15 protein-coding genes are annotated in these 16,787 nt (G+C 64.0%); 8 read left to right on the top strand and 7 right to left on the bottom strand.

Annotated elements, in window-relative coordinates:
- Positions 1-78: 78 nt before the first annotated feature.
- The 3 genes from ACZI8Q_RS11375 to ACZI8Q_RS11365 all read left to right on the top strand — a co-directional run bounded on the left by ACZI8Q_RS11375 (position 79) and on the right by ACZI8Q_RS11365 (position 3,953).
- Positions 79-768 (top strand): acetoacetate decarboxylase family protein, encoded by a 690-nt coding sequence (locus ACZI8Q_RS11375; RefSeq protein WP_463373633.1) that lies wholly within the window; start codon positions 79-81, stop codon positions 766-768.
- A gap of 70 nt (positions 769-838) precedes the next feature.
- Positions 839-2,929 carry a neutral/alkaline ceramidase gene (locus ACZI8Q_RS11370; RefSeq protein WP_463373632.1) on the top strand — a complete coding sequence of 697 codons (2,091 nt, stop codon included), beginning with the start codon at positions 839-841 and terminating at the stop codon, positions 2,927-2,929.
- A 70-nt stretch (positions 2,930-2,999) separates the two neighbouring features.
- Positions 3,000-3,953: an SMP-30/gluconolactonase/LRE family protein gene (locus ACZI8Q_RS11365; RefSeq protein ID WP_463373631.1), complete on the top strand. Its 954-nt coding sequence runs from the start codon at positions 3,000-3,002 to the stop codon at positions 3,951-3,953.
- Between the two features lie 71 nt (positions 3,954-4,024).
- On the opposite strand, the gene ACZI8Q_RS11360 is transcribed toward ACZI8Q_RS11365, so the two are convergent.
- Positions 4,025-4,696, bottom strand: coding sequence for a GntR family transcriptional regulator (locus ACZI8Q_RS11360; RefSeq protein ID WP_463373630.1), 672 nt, complete (start codon positions 4,694-4,696; stop codon positions 4,025-4,027).
- A 64-nt stretch (positions 4,697-4,760) separates the two neighbouring features.
- On the opposite strand from ACZI8Q_RS11360, the gene ACZI8Q_RS11355 reads away from it, so the two are divergent.
- A complete protein-coding gene (locus tag ACZI8Q_RS11355; protein ID WP_463373629.1) occupies positions 4,761-5,750 on the top strand; it encodes a D-2-hydroxyacid dehydrogenase in 990 nt (329 codons plus the stop codon).
- Positions 5,751-5,765: 15 nt separating this feature from the next.
- Positions 5,766-7,136: an amidase gene (locus ACZI8Q_RS11350; protein WP_463373628.1), complete on the top strand. Its 1,371-nt coding sequence runs from the start codon at positions 5,766-5,768 to the stop codon at positions 7,134-7,136.
- Positions 7,137-7,151: 15 nt separating this feature from the next.
- Here the strand turns inward: ACZI8Q_RS11350 and ACZI8Q_RS11345 are convergent, their stop codons facing one another.
- A complete protein-coding gene (locus tag ACZI8Q_RS11345; protein WP_463373627.1) occupies positions 7,152-7,958 on the bottom strand; it encodes a hypothetical protein in 807 nt (268 codons plus the stop codon).
- 67 nt (positions 7,959-8,025) lie between these two features.
- Positions 8,026-9,267, bottom strand: coding sequence for an aspartate aminotransferase family protein (locus ACZI8Q_RS11340; protein WP_463373626.1), 1,242 nt, complete (start codon positions 9,265-9,267; stop codon positions 8,026-8,028).
- 96 nt (positions 9,268-9,363) lie between these two features.
- Here ACZI8Q_RS11340 and ACZI8Q_RS11335 point away from each other — a divergent pair, with 96 nt between their 5' ends.
- Both ACZI8Q_RS11335 and ACZI8Q_RS11330 read left to right on the top strand, forming a co-directional pair.
- Positions 9,364-10,812 (top strand): NAD-dependent succinate-semialdehyde dehydrogenase, encoded by a 1,449-nt coding sequence (locus tag ACZI8Q_RS11335; protein WP_463373771.1) that lies wholly within the window; start codon positions 9,364-9,366, stop codon positions 10,810-10,812.
- Positions 10,813-10,826: 14 nt separating this feature from the next.
- Entirely contained in the window at positions 10,827-11,885 is a 1,059-nt protein-coding gene (locus ACZI8Q_RS11330; protein ID WP_463373625.1) for a tartrate dehydrogenase, read from the top strand.
- 6 nt (positions 11,886-11,891) lie between these two features.
- Here ACZI8Q_RS11330 and hsaB read toward each other — a convergent pair whose 3' ends face one another.
- The 4 genes from hsaB to hsaA are packed head-to-tail and all read right to left on the bottom strand — an operon-like array spanning position 11,892 to position 15,437.
- On the bottom strand, positions 11,892-12,467 hold the full coding sequence (gene hsaB, locus ACZI8Q_RS11325) for a 3-hydroxy-9,10-secoandrosta-1,3,5(10)-triene-9,17-dione monooxygenase reductase subunit (protein ID WP_463373624.1): 576 nt from the start codon (positions 12,465-12,467) through the stop codon (positions 11,892-11,894).
- On the bottom strand, positions 12,467-13,366 hold the full coding sequence (hsaC, locus tag ACZI8Q_RS11320; protein ID WP_463373623.1) for an iron-dependent extradiol dioxygenase HsaC: 900 nt from the start codon (positions 13,364-13,366) through the stop codon (positions 12,467-12,469). Before hsaC ends, hsaB begins: the two co-directional genes overlap by 1 nt.
- Positions 13,366-14,253 carry a 4,5:9,10-diseco-3-hydroxy-5,9,17-trioxoandrosta-1(10),2-diene-4-oate hydrolase gene (gene hsaD, locus ACZI8Q_RS11315; RefSeq protein WP_463373622.1) on the bottom strand — a complete coding sequence of 296 codons (888 nt, stop codon included), beginning with the start codon at positions 14,251-14,253 and terminating at the stop codon, positions 13,366-13,368. The genes hsaC and hsaD overlap by 1 nt, the downstream gene beginning before the upstream one ends.
- 8 nt (positions 14,254-14,261) lie before the next feature.
- Positions 14,262-15,437, bottom strand: coding sequence for a 3-hydroxy-9,10-secoandrosta-1,3,5(10)-triene-9,17-dione monooxygenase oxygenase subunit (gene hsaA, locus ACZI8Q_RS11310; RefSeq protein ID WP_463373621.1), 1,176 nt, complete (start codon positions 15,435-15,437; stop codon positions 14,262-14,264).
- A gap of 189 nt (positions 15,438-15,626) precedes the next feature.
- Here hsaA and ACZI8Q_RS11305 point away from each other — a divergent pair, with 189 nt between their 5' ends.
- Positions 15,627-16,787: a Rieske 2Fe-2S domain-containing protein gene (locus ACZI8Q_RS11305; RefSeq protein WP_463373770.1), complete on the top strand. Its 1,161-nt coding sequence runs from the start codon at positions 15,627-15,629 to the stop codon at positions 16,785-16,787.

Here is a 16,787-nt window from a genome sequence, read left to right as displayed (position 1 = left end):
GTAGATGGATACCGAAGGCGATCCGGTGGTCCGGCGGGAACTTTCATTCGAATGGCTTCATCCGACACGGGAGCAGAAATGACTGCACACGAGGTTCTGGGGCGCACCGTAGAGACACCTGTGCGAGTGCGCACCGCTTCGGCGTTCATGGCCGCGTTCACAGTGCCTTCGGCCCGTGCGCAGTCCGTGATCGGCTACTCGGGTCTGCGGGTGCACGAGTATCGCAAGGGGCGGGCGATCTGCATGCTCGTGTTCGTGGACTACGTCGATGGCGATCTCGGACGCTACGAGGAGTTCGGTGTCACCTTCCTCGTCCGTGATCACCGCAAGTCCCGTGGCTCCGGCACGTTCATCCATCGCCTTCCGGTCAGCGGTGATTTCACGTTGGCCGCCGGCCGCGGGATCTGGGGTTTCCCGAAGACCCTCGCGTCGTTCGATACGGACCACGCGTCCGCCACGAAGCACGGCACACTCAGTGCAGACGGGCGGACTGCAGTTCGACTGGACGTGAAACGGGGCATCCCGCTACCGGGTTCCGACAGGAAGATCATTTCGGTTGCGTATTCGCACCTCGGCGGTTTCACGCGACATACGCCCTGGGAGATGACGCCATCAGGCACAAGATCGAGACTGGGCGGCGCAGCACTCACACTGGGTGATCACCCGATCGCCGACGAACTGCGCGGGCTGGGCCTCCCCCGCCGGGCGCTGTTCACCACCTCCGTCCGCAATATCGCCATGACGTTCGGCGACGCCGAGCCGGTGTGATCCACCGAACATTTCGATGGGACGGCCCGCTAGACTATTGGACGCTTGACCAACAACGTATGAACAACGGATGTCAGCGCCATGGGCGCGGGAGGATCTCATGGCCGCGATCAATCGTCGAAGCATGCTGGCGGGGGTCGCTGCAGCGCCCGCCGTCGCCGCCGTCGCAGGCGTGGTAGGTGCTGCCCCCGCATACGCTGAACAGCCGAAACGCACGGCTCCCGCAAGTTCCGGATTGCTGGTCGGCGTGGGCATCTCCGACGCCACCGGTCCCGTGGTCGAGGTGGGCATGATGGGTTACTCGAAGTTCGAACAACGCGCCGAGGGACTTCATCAGCGCACCCGTGCACGTGCATTCGTCTTCGCCGACGGCAACTCTCGTGTCGCATACGTGGTCGTCGACAACTGCATGATCTTCCAGTCCGTCCACGACGGCGTGCTGGCACGCCTGGCACAGCTGTACGGCGACCTGTACACGGAGCGGAACGTGATGCTCACGGCAGTGCACTCCCATGCCGCGTGTGGCGGGGCGTCTCACAATTACGCATACAACGTCGCCGTCCTCGGGTTCGACGAGCTCGTGTACAACGCCGAAGTCGACGGCATCGTCGAGGCCATCAGCGCCGCCCACGACGACCTCGCCCCGGGGTCGGTCCGTTACGGTCGCAGCGAATTGACCGATGCCAGCGTCAACCGTTCGCGCGTGGCCTTCGATCTCAATCCTGCGCAGGACAAGGATTACTACCCGCTGGGCATCGACAGCTCGATGCGAGTGATGCGGATCGAGCAGAACGGCAAGGACGTCGGGGCCATCAACTGGTTCGCCACACACTGCGCGTCGCTCACCAACGAGAACCACCTGATTTCCGGCGACAACAAGGGTGCCGCTGCCTACTTCTGGGAGCGCGGCCAAGAGGGTGTCGACTACCTCGAGCCCGGCAAGCCGAAGTTCGTCGCCGCTTTCCCGCAAACGAATGCCGGTGATATGTCGCCCAATCTGGACCTCGAACCCGGCCACGGACCCACCGACGACGAGTTCGAGAACGCCCGCATCATCGGCCAACGACAGGTTCATGCGGCACGTGAGGCATGGAACGGCGCATCCGATACCGTGACCGGACCCATCGACGCGCGGGTGATGTACCTCGACATGGCGGCACAGACCGTCGACGGAAAATACACGCCCGACGGCCGGCCGGCGAAGACGTCACCCGCGTGCATCGGTGCCGCGATGAGCGCAGGCAGCACCGAGGACGGGCCCGCAATTCCGCTCTTCCCGGAGGGCACCACGAATCCGGTCGTCGACGCCCTCGGCGGCATGAACGCACCGATCCCCCAGTGGCTGCGCGACGCCCAGGCCCCCAAACTGGTATTGATCGCCGTCGGACTCGTCCCTCCCGCAGGCACGTGGGTGCCGAACATTCTGAAGATTCAGATCCTGCGAATCGGCCAGTACTACATCGTCGGCGGTCCCGCCGAGTTCACCATCGTGTCCGGGCTGCGCATTCGGCGGACCGTCGCCGGGGAGTTGGGGGTTCCACTCGAGAACGTCATCTTCCAGGGATACGCCAACTCCTACTCGAGCTACTGCACCACACCGCAGGAATACGACTCCCAGCAGTACGAGGGCGGCTCGACGATGTTCGGTCGCTACACACTGCCCGCCTACCAGCAGGGTTTCGCACAGCTGGCGGCAGCGTTGAAATCGGGAGCCGCTGCCGACCGCGGGCCGGCTCCCGTCGACAACTCCGGTTTCCAGCCGTCGTTCAACCCCGGTGTCGACCAAGATGTTCCAGGTGCGGAACGAAGTTTCGGTGACGTTGTCGTTCAGCCTGCCGCCACCGCCGCGATCGGTACGCAGGTCGCCGTCGAGTTCGTCACCGGGTACCCCAAGAACAACCTGCACCGCCGCGGCACCTACCTCGAGGTGCAAAGACGCCAGGGCAGAGAGTGGGTACGGCACGCCGACGACGGTGACTGGTCCACCAAATTCCATTGGCAGCGAACCGATCCCAACCAGTCGGTCGCACGCATCACCTGGGATGTTCCGGAAGGAACCCCGGCAGGCACGTACCGCATCCAGCATTTCGGGGACAGCAAGAGTCCATTCGGGGAGATCTCACCGTTCACCGGGACTTCCGCCGACATCACCGTCGGTTGATTCAGCTGGCGGACCGAGGATCTTCGTCGTGTAGCTTCCTACCTCTGTACTCCTTCACAAAGGTAGGACCATGCCCTTACGTTCCAAGCTCACGACTGCTCTACTCGTCGCGGCCGCAACCGCCGGACTGACCGTCAACACCCCTGCCGACGCTGATGCCGTCACGCGCTCGTGTGCGGAGGGCTGGCAGCAGGAGACATTGGCGTCGGGTCTGGGGTGGCTGGAGAACCTGGAACCGGACGGAAACGGTGGCTTCTACGTCAGCGGTGCCGACAACGGGAAGCTGTACCACGTCGACGCAGCGCACAACACCTCGACGGTGTTGTCCGGGTTGGACAAGCCGGCGGGGCTGCGACTTTCGGGGAACTACCTCTACTTCGTAACGGGCGACGATCCGTTTCGCACTGTCGCCGACGGGACCCTCCAACGTCTCGACGTCGAAACCGGCGCGGTGACAACCCTTGTCACCGGGCTGTACGGTCCGAACGGATTGCTGTTGTTGCCCGACGGCGACCTGCTCATCTCCCGAATCGACATTCTCGGTCCGCCCACCGGAATCACGCGCTACAGCCCCGATACCGACACCGTCACCTCGTCCTGGTCGACGATTCGTAGGTCCAATGGCATGGCACTCACTCCCGATGGGACTGCCTTCTACACAGGAGACGTCACGTCCCAGATCCTGCGGGTGCCCCTCGATTCACCCAGCACGCCGAGCACGGTGATGGGGTTCCCGGATCTGATCGCCCTGCCCGACGACATGGAAGCCGTCGCCGACGGCACGCTGTACGTCGCCGATCATCTCGCCGGTGCTGTCTACCGAATCGACCCCGAAACCCGCGAGGCCTGCACGGTCCTCACCGGAATGATCAAACCTCCCGCGCCGATTCGGATGCCGCCGGACGGCCCCACGTCGGTGCGCGTCGCACCTGATGGAGACGGTTGGGCCTTGTACGTCACCGGTTTCGACGGCACCCTCCGCAAACTCACTCCCCCTGCGGGCGTCGACCTGACTCCTGCCTGACGAGCGGGACCAACTGCACACAAGTCGACGTGGCGGACGGAATCCCGTTGCTCGAAGCGATTTGTGTGCACTCAGTCCCGCATTGACTGCTTCCCGCGCAACCGCGCCACCGCATCGTCCAGATGCTCTGCCAGCAGAGCTCCGACCTCTGCCGCGTCGCCGTCCTTGATGGCGTCACGCAGCACGACGTGCTCGGCGGCCTGGTCACAAATGTCGTCGTAGGTGGTCTGCAGGGCGCCCATGCACATGCGCGTCTCGATCAGCAGGGTGCGGGCGGCTCGCACGAGGCGCGGGCTGGTGGAGCTTTCCACCAGAATCTGGTGGAACAGCTGGTCGGCATCGGACACGGCTGCGGAATCTCCACGCTCGGCGGCGGTGCACATTGCGTCGACGGCGGGTCCGAGTGCCTCGTAGGCCTCTTCCCTTCGGCCGTCGAGGATCATCGCAAGCGCTCCACCCTCGATCACTCGCCTGCTGCGGTACACATCCACCACATCGTCCAGGGTCAGCTCGGTGACGAAGATGCCGCGGTTGCGAATGCTGTGCAGCAGGCCTTCGGACACCAGCCGTTGCATGGCCTCCCGCAGTGGACCGCGCGAGACCTGGAAGTGCGCCGCGAGGTCGGCTTCACCCAGCTGCTCGCCCGGCTCGAGTGATCCCCGCATGATGGCGTCGCGTAGTCGATCGGCGATGAGTTCGGCGGTCGACTGCCGACTGACCGGCTCCAGATCGGTCAGTGCCATATTCGTACCTTCCTTAAACGTGTAGATTGTTGACAATCATACGACCCGCTCTTACGGTGTCAACGTGACGCGGAAACCGATCCTCGCAGTGCTGCATGCCGACAGTTCCACCGGCGCCGACACCCGGCCGAACCAGGAACTGATGGCACCGGTCGCCGAGCGCGCGGACATTCGCTACACCACCCGCGACGGTTTGGCTGCGGCTTTGGATGGTGCAGACGCTCTTTTTCTGTACGACTTCCTCAGTGACGCCGTACCCGAGGCCTGGCATGCTGCGGGTTCACTCGAATGGCTGCACGTCGCCGCCGCAGGCGTCGACCCGGTCATGTTTCCCGAACTGCGCGCGAGCGAGGTCACCGTCACCAATTCCCGTGGGGTCTTCGACGGGGCGATCGCCGAGTACGTACTGGGGCAGATCCTCTCGTTCGCTAAAAACTTCGCTGGTTCGCTGCGACTCCAGCAAGCCGAGACGTGGAAGCACCGCGAGTCCGAGCGCATCTCCGGTCGGGTGGCCTTGATCGTGGGTACCGGCCCCATCGGACGTGCGATTGCACGGCTCCTTCGGGCGGTAGGCATGGAGGTGCGTGGATCAGGACGGCGAGCACGTTCGGGCGACCCCGACTTCGGAACCGTCACCGCCACCGAGGAGCTTCCTGTCCAGCTGGCCGAAGCCGATTACGTGATCGCCGTCGCGCCGCTCACGGGGCAGACCCGTCACCTGTTCCGCTGCGACACATTCGCCGCCATGAAGCCGACGGCACGTTTCATCAACGTGGGCAGGGGGGAACTCGTGGACACCGACGACCTTGTCGAAGCCCTGACAGATGGCGTTATCGCCGGCGCAGCACTGGACGTGCTCGAGACCGAACCACTCCCGCCAGGACATCCCTTGTGGGCGATGCCCAATGTTTCCGTTACGCCACATAATTCGGGGGATTTCGTCGGCTGGCGGGACGCCCTCGTCACGGTGTTCACCGACAATTTCACGCGGTGGATCGACGGTAGGCCACTCGAGAACGTCGTCGACAAAAGACTCGGATACGTACCCAGTTGAGTGAGGAGTGCGGCTGTGAATCCCACCGATATGACCGCTGCCGAACTGGTGGCCGCGTACTCGTCGGGCGAACTGTCACCGGTCGATGCCACGCAGGCGGTGCTCGACGCAATCGATAGCGGAGACAAGGGCATCAATGCCTTCTGTCTTGTGGACGAGAAGCGGGCACTCGAGCAGGCCCGCACATCGGAGGAGCGGTGGCGAACCGGTTCCGCGCAGGGCCTTCTCGACGGCGTCCCCATCTCGATCAAAGACATCTTCCTGACCCAAGGATGGCCCACCCTTCGTGGATCTGCGGCCGTCGATCCGAACCAGCCGTGGGAGGTCGACAGCCCCGTTGCCGCACTGTTGCGCGCGGACGGCATGGTGTTCGTCGGCAAGACCACCACACCGGAAATCGCATGGAAGGCAGTGACGGACAGCCCGCTGTGCGGGATCACCCGCAATCCAGTGGACACGACGAAGACACCGGGCGGCTCGTCCGGCGGTAGTGCTGCGGCGGTGGCCGCCGGATTCGGTCCGTTATCGGTTGGCACCGACGGCGGTGGCAGCGTGCGTATCCCGGCGTCGTTCTGCGGGATCGTGGGCTTCAAGCCGACGCATGGACGGATCCCGATGTATCCGGCGAGCCCGTTCGGCCCGATGGCTCATGCCGGACCACTCACCAGAACGGTCGAGGATGCCGCGTTGCTGATGGATGTTCTCGCGGTGCCCGACCCCCGCGATCCGACCGCGCTTGCAGCACGTCACAACACATTTCGTGGCGAGGTCAGGACAGAGGTGGCGGGGTTGAACGTTGCCTACTCCCCCACGCTCGGCTATGTAGACGTGGACCCGGAGATGCGCCGGATAGTGGACGGCGCCGTGCGGACGTTGGAATCCGGTGGTTTGCACGTCACCGAGACCGATCCCGGATTCTCGGACCCGTTGGACGCCTTCGAGCTGCTGTGGGCGGCAGGCGCGGCAACGATGCTGGACCACTACCCGGAGGGCACCCGCAACGAGGTCGATCCCGAACTCGGCAAGGTGTGGGACCGGGGTGAGACCTACTCTGCGGTCGAGTTCCTCGACGCCCGCGCGGTGGCCGCCCACGTCGGCATCGAGATGGGCACGTTCCATCTCGAGCACAAGGTGCTGATCACCCCGACGATGCCGATACCTGCCTTCGACGCCGGGTACGACCTGCCGCCGGGCAGCGACTTCACCAGTTGGCCGCAGTGGACCCCGTTCACCTACCCGTTCAACATGACCCAGCAGCCCGCCATCAGCATTCCGGTGGGAACGACTGAGGCTGGACTGCCGGTGGGACTGCAGATCATCGGCCCGCGCTACGCCGACGACCTGGTCCTCGCGGTGGCCAGGTTCGCGGAATCCGCGCTGGCATGATGTCACCCGATCCGATTACGGTGCCGATACACAGTAGACGCGGGCGGGGACAGGGAACGTGACGCCGTTCGGCCCGCCACACGCTGCTTGCACATCTGTGGCGCCGTCAACCCGTTTGTCGACCCGTATGAGGTTGTCCGACCCCCTCGAGCACACGCTCGGATCTACCGACTTGCCCTCCATGGCGACGCTGTAACACTGCCCTTCGAGCAGGTTCAGCGCAAAGCACCACCCGGCCGTCGCGTTCTTGACTATCGCATAGTCGGTGGTTGCTGCCGTTTTTCCGTCCGGGCACTTGTCGGCTGCGTCGACCATGGCGGCGAACACGAACACTGCCTCCGCCGAATCACACGCAATGGGATCGGCATCGACGATGGCAGCCGAGGCGACCGACGAGCCATCGAGGCAGTCTCCGATATCGAGCCCTACAGAACTGCCCGTGGAGGAGGTGGCAACCTGCGCGACTGCCGCCAACAGGCCGACGACGAGCATCAGCGAACCGACGACGATCAGCCCGGTTCCGCGCTTCTTCGGCGCCGGTTGTACCGGTGACGGCGGTTGCTGGCCGTACGCGGGCATGTTGTATCCGTATTGGGGCGGCGCACCTGCAGCGGGTTGTTGCATGTACTGCGGCGGCATGCCGGCATACGGTTGTGGGTTCTGGGGAAATACAGGCTGTGCGGCTTGCCGCTTCGATTTGGCCCGATTCGACAAGCCGACGATCAGCAGGACCACACCGGCAAGCGGAACGATGAGCATTCCGACGAGAGCACCGATGGACCTTGCAGGACTGTCCCCCGCTGCAAGAATATATTCAGTCACGGCCGGGAAGCATACGGGAGCAGTTGATCTCGAATCCCCTCACGCCATCCCGGACGGAGAACCCCACTCACACCTCTTTGAGAACCTCTCCCCAGATACCGAGCGCATCGTCGATCTGTTGCTCGGTGACGATGAGCGGCGGAACCATTCGTACCACGTTCGTGTGGGCGCCGCAGGTGAGCATGAGCAAGCCCTTCTTCGCCGCGAGTTGCTGCGCCGCAACGGCCCTCGGACGGTCGGCAGCTCCGTCGGAGGCGGTGAACTCGCTGCCGACGAGCAGACCCAGCCCGCGAACGTCCCCGATCCCGTCGTCCGCAAGCTTGCGCGCGCCTTCGAGCAGCTGCGACCCACGTGCGGCCGCGTTGGCGACCAACCCTTCGCTTTCGATCACTTCGAGGGTGGCGACGGCTGCGGCACAGGAGACAGCGTTACCGCCGTAGGTTCCGCCCTGCGATCCCGGCCATGCCTTCGACATCAGTTCTCGCGAGGCCACCATTCCCGATAGCGGAAACCCACTGGCGATACCTTTCGCGATGGTCATGATGTCGGGACGGACGTCGAAGTGCTGGTGTCCGAAGTACTTTCCGGTGCGTCCGAAGCCGGTCTGGATCTCGTCCATCACGAGCAGGATGCCGTGGCGGTCCGCCCGCTCCCGGAGCCCTTGGAAGAACCTTGTGTTGCCGGGTACGTAACCACCCTCACCGAGCACGGGTTCGACGACGAATGCCGCCGTCTCGTTCGGCGCGGTGATGGTGGCGAACATGTAGTCGAGCTCTTGGAGTGCGAAGTCGGTGGCCTGATCCTCGGTCCAGCCGTACCGGTAGGCGTTGGGGAAGGGCGCGACGTGCACCCCACCCATCAGCGGGCTGAACCCCGCCGAGAACCGGGTGCCGGAGGTGGTCATCGTCGCGGTGGCGACGGTACGGCCGTGGAATCCGCCATGAAAGACGATGATGTTGGGCCGCCCGGTCGCCTGCCGTGACAACCGCAAAGACGCCTCGACGGCCTCACTTCCGGAGTTCGCGAGAAACACCGAATCGAGGCCTTCCGGCAGCACCTCCCCCAGCTTCTCGACGAGCGCGAGCAGCGGCTTGTGCATCACCGTTGTGTATTGGCCGTGAATGAGAGACCCGACCTGTTTCTGCGCCGCTTCGACGACGTGCGGGTGACAGTGCCCGGTGCTCGTGACGCCGATGCCTGCGGTGAAATCGAGGTATCTGCGGCCGTCCGTGCCGTGGAGGTAGCAACCTTCGCCGTGGTCGACGGTCACGGGTGTTGCTTGCGCGAGAAGTGGAGACAGCCGAGTCACGATAGGACCTCCGAACGCATTGTCAGATTGTCAACAATATGCATAACATGGACCCGGCCCATTGGCAATGGAACGGGAGCAGGTATGAGCGCAGCGATCACCGAAGACCAGGCAATCCAGTCCGTCCGCACCGGTCTGTTCATCGGCGGCAAATGGCGCGACACCGCGGAAACCATGCCGGTCGTCGATCCCTCGACGGGCAAGACGCTGTGCACGATCGCCGACGCCTCCCCCGACGAAGCTGCGGAAGCCCTCGATGCGGCGGCAGCAGCGCAGGCGGATTGGGCTGCGACCACTCCCCGCGAGCGAGCGAACGTGCTGTCCAACGCGCACCGCCTGCTCCTCGAGCACACCGAACGACTAGCCCTCGTCATGACCCTGGAAATGGGAAAACCGCTGAAAGAATCCCGAGGCGAGATCGCCTACGCTGCCGAGTTCTTCCGCTGGTTCGCCGAAGAGGCCGTCCGCATCGACGGCGGCTACACCACAGCACCGGCCGGAGGCTCGCGATTTCTGGTCACCCGGCAACCCGTCGGACCGTGCCTGCTCATCACGCCCTGGAACTTCCCGATGGCCATGGGCACCCGCAAGATCGGGCCCGCCCTCGCAGCCGGTTGCACCTGCGTGATCAAGCCGGCCTCGCAGACCCCGCTGTCGACACTCGCCCTCGCGGACATACTCGTCGAGGCCGGGCTGCCCGACGGCGTCGTCAACGTCGTCACCACCTCCCGTTCGGACGACGTCATGGCCCCGATGATCCGCGACCCGCGGTCACGGAAGCTCTCGTTCACCGGATCCACCGGAGTCGGCAAGCATCTGCTCGCCCTGTGCTCCGAGACGGTGATGCGCACGTCGATGGAACTGGGTGGCAATGCCCCATTCGTGGTGTTCGACGACGCGAATCTGGACGACGCCGTGGACGGCGCGATGCTCGCGAAGATGCGCAACATCGGCCAAGCCTGTACCGCCGCCAACCGCATCCTCGTGCACTCCTCGGTGGCCGAGGAGTTCACCCGCAAACTCACCGACCGTATGAAGGCGCTGCCACTCGGCCGCGGCACCGAGGACGGAGTCGTAGTGGGACCACTGGTCAACGAGTCGGCCGTGACGAAGGTGGAAGAACTCGTAGCCGACGCCGTCGAACGCGGCGCGACGGTCGTGACCGGCGGCAGCACCGTCGACGGGCCCGGCAACTTCTATCCGGCTACCGTGCTGACCGGTGTTCCCGACGATGCGAACATGTGTGACACCGAGATCTTCGGCCCGGTCGCCGCGATCAGCACATTCGAGACCGAGGCCGAAGCGATCGAACGCGCCAACAACACCCCGTTCGGCCTCGTCGCCTACGTGTACACGGAGAACCTGCGTCGCGGGCTACGAGTGTGCGAGGCCCTCGAATCGGGCATGGTGGGACTGAATCAGGGCGTCGTCTCCAATCCGGCCGCCCCGTTCGGTGGGGTCAAGGAATCAGGGCTCGGACGCGAAGGTGGGGCCACCGGAATCGACGAGTTCCTGGAAATCAAGTACGTGGGTGTTGCCCTGTGAATCCGGTCAGCCCTGTGAACACGTACCGAATCGCCACGATCCCCGGTGACGGCATCGGGAAGGACGTCACCGAGGAAGCGGTCCGTGTCCTCGACGCAGCGGCCCGCGGATTCACCATCGAATGGACCGAATTCGACTGGTCCTGCGAGCAGTACCTGCGCACCGGTGCCATGATGCCGGCAGACGGCGCCACCCAGCTCGCCGAGTTCGATGCCATCTTCCTCGGCGCCGTCGGATTCCCCGGCGTCCCGGACCATGTGTCGTTGTGGGGTCTGCTGATTCCGCTGCGACGCGCATTCGGTCTGTACGTCAACCTGCGTCCCGTGCGTCTGCTGCCCGGCACCGATTCCGCGCTGTCCGACCGGACTGCCGAAGAACTCGACATGCTGATCGTCCGGGAGAATTCGGAAGGCGAATACTCCGAGATCGGTGGCACTCACAACCCCGGCCGAGCAGACGAATTCGTTCTGCAGGAATCGGTGTTCACCCGAGTCGGCTGTGAACGGATCATTCGACACGCCTTCGAACGGGCAGGCCAAAGGCAGAAAAAGGTGTGCTCGGCCACGAAATCGAACGGACTGATCCATTCGATGCCCTACTGGGACAGAGTCTTCGACGAGATCGCCACCGAGTACCCCGATATCGAGACACGGCAGATGCACGTGGATGCGCTGGCTGCAGAGATCGTGCTGCACCCCGACAGGCTGGACGTGATCGTGGGGTCCAACCTTTTCGGTGACATCTTGTCCGATCTGGCCGCCGCCGTCACGGGCGGACTCGGACTGGCACCGTCCGGCAACATCAACCCGGACAAGACCGGCCCGTCGATGTTCGAAGCAGTGCACGGAAGCGCGCCGGATATCGCGGGGAAAGGCATCGCCGATCCCGTTGCTCAGATCCTGGCCGGCGCGATGATGCTCGAGCACCTCGGAGAACACGACACCGCTGCCGCAATCGACCGTGCGGTATGCGATGTGTTGGAGAAGGGCGAAACACTCACCCCGGACCTGGGTGGCAGCGCGACCACGACCGAACTCGGAAACGCAATCGCCGAGCGCGCCGCCGCCCAGTAGAACCGACTACAACCAGGTGTCTTCCGTGGTGGTGGTCAGGAAAGCCTCGAGGTCGTCGCGCCATTGCGCGGGCACCGTCTTGTCCGGCTCGATGCCGGTGTACTGACCCCGGTAGAACAGCAGCGGTCGCTCTGCCTTGACCTCTCCCAGTGACGCGACACGGCCGAACACCACCCAGTGATCGCCACCGTCGTGTACCGACTCGACGGTGCAATCGACGTGCGCGAGAGAACCGTCGAGGATCGGCGAGCCGAGCGGCGACGGTGTCCAGTCGATCCCGGCGAACTTGTCCGGCTCCCGCGAACCGAAGCGGGCACACGTCGATTGTTGTTCCTCGGCAAGCATGTTCACGCAGAACTTGCCGGAACGCTCGATCGCTGCCCACGAACGCGACTGCTTGGTGGGGCAGAACAACACCAACGGCGGATCCAGCGACAGCGCCGCGAACGACTGGCACGCGAAGCCCACCGGCTCACCGTCGTCGACCGTGGTGATGATGGTGACCCCGGTGCAGAACTGCCCCAGTACAGTGCGGAACTGCTTGGCGTCGATCGCCGCCGCGGTGGCTGTTTCCTCGGCCATTACTTCATTCCAACCGTGAAGTCGTGGCCCCACAAGCTGACCGCCGTACTTTCGCGTGCAATCCAGTCGTCGTCCTCGACCTGCAGTCCCTCACAGCCGAATTCGATATCGAATCCGCCTGGTGTCTTCATGTAGAAGGACAGCATCTTGTCGTTGACGTGGCGACCGAGCGTCGCGGACATCTTGACCTTCTTGCGCAGCGCACGGTCGAGAGCGAGGCCGACGTCGTCCGATTCCTCCACCTCGACCATGAGGTGGACGATGCCGGTGGGATTGGGCAACGGCAGGAACGCCAGGCTGTGGTGACGCGGATTGCAGCCGAGGAAGCGCAACCACGCCGGCTCACCGTCCGCGGGCCTACCCACCATCTGCGGTGGCAGACGCATGGAGTCGCGCAACTTGAAGCCGAGCACGTCGCGGTAGAACCGCAGCGAGGCCTCGTCGTCGTCCGTGGTGAGAACGACGTGACCGAGTCCCTGCTCGCCCGTGACGAACCGATGGCCGTACGGACTGACCACGCGGCGATGCTGAAGAGCCGCCCCGTGGAACACCTCGAGTGTGTTACCGGAGGTGTCCTCGAAGATGATCATCTCCACCACGGATCGGTCCTGCAGCTGCTCTGCGGTGCCCTCCTTGAACGGAACACCCGCCGCCGACAGCCGATCTCGAACCTCTTGGAGCTCTTCTGCGTTCGCGGTCTCCCAACCGGACACGGACAAACGGTCCTTCTCCCCGGGAAAAATGACGAGACGAGCCGGGAACTCGTCCATCCGCAAGTACAAAGACTCCGGATCGGAACCCTTGCCCTCGATCATCCCGAGCACCTTCAGGCCGTACTCACGCCACGCAGCCATGTCGGTGGCCTCGATACGCATGTAGGCCAGCGAACGAATACCCATTACTTACCTCCATCCAGTAGGAAGTCGGCAGCAATCCGGTTGAACTCGTCGAACTTCTCGAGCTGAGCCCAGTGTCCGCAACCACCGAAGACGTGCAGTTGCGCCCGCGGAATCAGCTTCAGTGCGACGAGAGCACCGTCGAGCGGATTGACCCGGTCCTCGCGGCCCCAGATCAGCAGCACCCGCTGACGCAGCTTGTACGCGTCACGCCACAGCATGCCGAGTTCGAAGTCTGCGCTGGAGAACGACTTACCCATCGACTTGGCTGCAGCCAAGGACTCCGGGGTGCTAGCCGCCGCGAAACGCTCCTCGACCAGTTCCGGGGTGATGAGCGACTGGTCGTACACCATCACCCTCAGGAACGCCTCGAGCTTCTCCTTCGTGGGGCCCTCCGGCGGTGCGCTGAACTTGCCGAGGTTCTTGACGCCTTCGGTGGGGTCGGGCGCGAACAGGTTGATACTCAGGCCACCGGGCCCCATGAGCACCAGTCGGCCCGCGCGATCCGGGTAGTCGAGCGCGAATCGCACCGCCGCACCGCCGCCGAGCGAGTTGCCCAGCAGGTGCACACGACCGGAGACGTCCAGTGTGTCGAGCAGATCGTTCAGGGCCGACGCACTGTGCACGAAGTACTGCGGGTGCTCGGTCGGCTTGTCCGACAGGCCGTAGCCGGGCTGATCGACTGCGATGACGTGGAACTTCTCCGCCAGAACGGGAATGTTCTTGGCGAAGTTCGACCACGACGAGGCGCCGGGCCCACCGCCGTGCAGCAGCACGATAGTGGTGTCGTTCCCGACTCCTGCCTCGTGATAGTGCAGTTTCAGGTCGGGACGCACCTGGGCGAACCTCGAGGTGGACTCGAACGTGAGCGCTTCTTCGGTCGTCGTCACCTGTTCTCCTAGACCATCGTGTCCGTGATCGGGAGTCCGAACTCCCCTGTGCCGTACATGACGTAGGCGCGCTCCGGATCGTTGGCGGCGTGCACGCGCCCGGCGTGAGCGTCGCGCCAGAAGCGCTGCAGCGGTGTGCCGTTGGTGAGTGCCGTGGCACCGGAGCTCTCGAACAGTTTGTCGATCGAGGCGATGGCGCGGCCGGTGGCACGCACCTGGTCGCGGCGGGCGCGCAAGCGGGCCTCGAATGGAACTTCCTCGCCGGCAAGCAGGTACGCGTACTCGTCCGCCACATTGCCGGACAGCTGACGCCAGGCCGCGTCGATGTCACTCGAGGCCTCGGCGATACGCACCTTCGAGAACGGGTCGTCCTTCGCCTTCTCGCCTGCATAGGCGGCGCGGACACGCTTGCCCTGATGCTCGACGTGGGCGTCGTACGCCCCGTAGGCCATGCCGACGATCGGCGTCGAGATGGTGGTGGGGTGAATGGTGCCCCACGGCATCTTGTAGACCGGCGCCGTGTTGCGCTCGAGGCCGGGCGCGGTGAGGTCGTTCATCTTCTTGAAGCTCAGGAAGCGGTGCGTCGGAACGAACGCGTCCTTGACGACGATCGTGTTGCTGCCGGTTCCGCGCAGGCCGACGACGTTCCATACGTCGTCGATCTGGTAGTCGGACCGCGGAATGAGGTAGCTACCGAAGTCGACAGGGCGGCCGTCCTTGATGACGGGCCCACCGACGACCACCCAGTCGCCGTGGTCGCAGCCCGAGGACCATGCCCACGATCCGTTGACCTTGTAGCCGCCGTCGACGACCTCACCGGCACCCATCGGCGCGTAGGACGAGGAGATGCGCACATCGGTGTCCGATCCCCACACGTCTTCCTGCGCCTGCTGATCGAAAAGGGCGAGGTGCCAGTTGTGCACGCCGACGATGCCGGCGACCCAGCCGGTCGACCCGCATGCGCTCGCGATCTTCTTGACCGCGGAGTAGAAGAGCACGGGGTCAGCTTGGTATCCGCCCCACTGCTCCGGTTGCAGCAACCGGAAGAAGCCGGTCTCCTGCAGCGCCTTGATGGACTCGTCCGGGATGCGGCGCAAATCCTCGGTTTCTTGTGCACGCTCCCGCAGCGTCGGCAGCAGTGCGTCGAGCCGCTGCATCACCTCGTGGCTGTCGTGGTCACCCACAGGATGCTCCCGTCTGATCGAATGGTTCACTTACATCTGAGACTAGAACACGTTCCCATTTCTGTCGAGACCGACGCGAAATAGCAGGTAATCCCTGCATGAACGGTTCAAATCTCGCTGAAATATGGAAAATCTCGACGAGATTCTATAACGTGTTCTAGTAACAGCATGAAGGGATGTGAGGGCGCAATGGCGCAGATTCGCGAGATCGATGTGGGCACGACCCAGACCCGCTATGCGCGTGGTTGGCACTGCCTGGGCTTGCTGCGGGACTTCCGGGACGGAAAACCGCACGCCATCGAGGCGTTCGGCACCAAGTTGGTCGTGTTCTCGGACAGCGAGGGCAAACTTGTAGTTCTCGACGGCTACTGCCGCCACATGGGCGGCGACCTCACCCAGGGAACAGTCAAGGGCGATTCGATCGCGTGCCCGTTCCACGACTGGCGGTGGGGCAAGACCGGCAAGTGCACGGGCATCCCGTATGCGCGCCGAGTGCCGCCATTGGCACGAACCCGTACGTGGACCACTCTCGAGCAGAACGGGCAACTGTTCATCTGGAACGACCCCGAGGGCAACCCGCCACCGGAGGACGTCACGATTCCCAAGATCGACGGCGCCTACAGCGACGAGTGGACCGACTGGACCTGGAACTCGATGATCATCGAGGGCGCCAACTGCCGCGAGATCATCGACAACGTCGTGGACATGGCACACTTCTTCTACATCCACTACGCCTTCCCGACGTACTTCAAGAACGTTTTCGAAGGCCAGGTAGCGGCTCAGTACCTCAACACCAAGGGCCGCCCGGACATCGGCATGGCCTCCCAGTACGGCGGCGACACCCTTCTCAAGTCGGAGGCCGCCTACTACGGGCCGTCCTACATGATCAACCCGCTCTGGAACAGCTACAGCGGCTACGAGGTCGAAAGCGTCCTGATCAACTGCCACTACCCGATCGACCAGAACTCGTTCGTGCTCCAGTACGGCGTCATCGTCAAGAAGCCGAAGGGCGTCTCGGACGAGATGTCGGACAACCTGGCCGCGAAGTTCACCGAAGGCATCGCCGAGGGCTTCCTGCAGGACGTCGAAATCTGGAAGAACAAGACGAAGATCGACAATCCGCTCCTCTGCGAGGAGGACGGACCGGTTTACCAGCTGCGCCGCTGGTACGACCAGTTCTATGTCGACGCCGCGGACGTCACCGACAAGATGACGCAGCGGTTCGAGTTCGAGGTGGACACCACCAAGGCCAACGAGGCCTGGCAGGTGGAGGTCGACGAGAACCTCGCACGTCAGAAGTCCGAGAAAGAAGCCGAAGCCGCCGAGAAGAACACGGAAGCGCAGGTATAG

This window comes from Rhodococcus quanlei (assembly GCF_055231015.1).
This window is presented reverse-complemented; position numbering and strand designations above follow the sequence as displayed.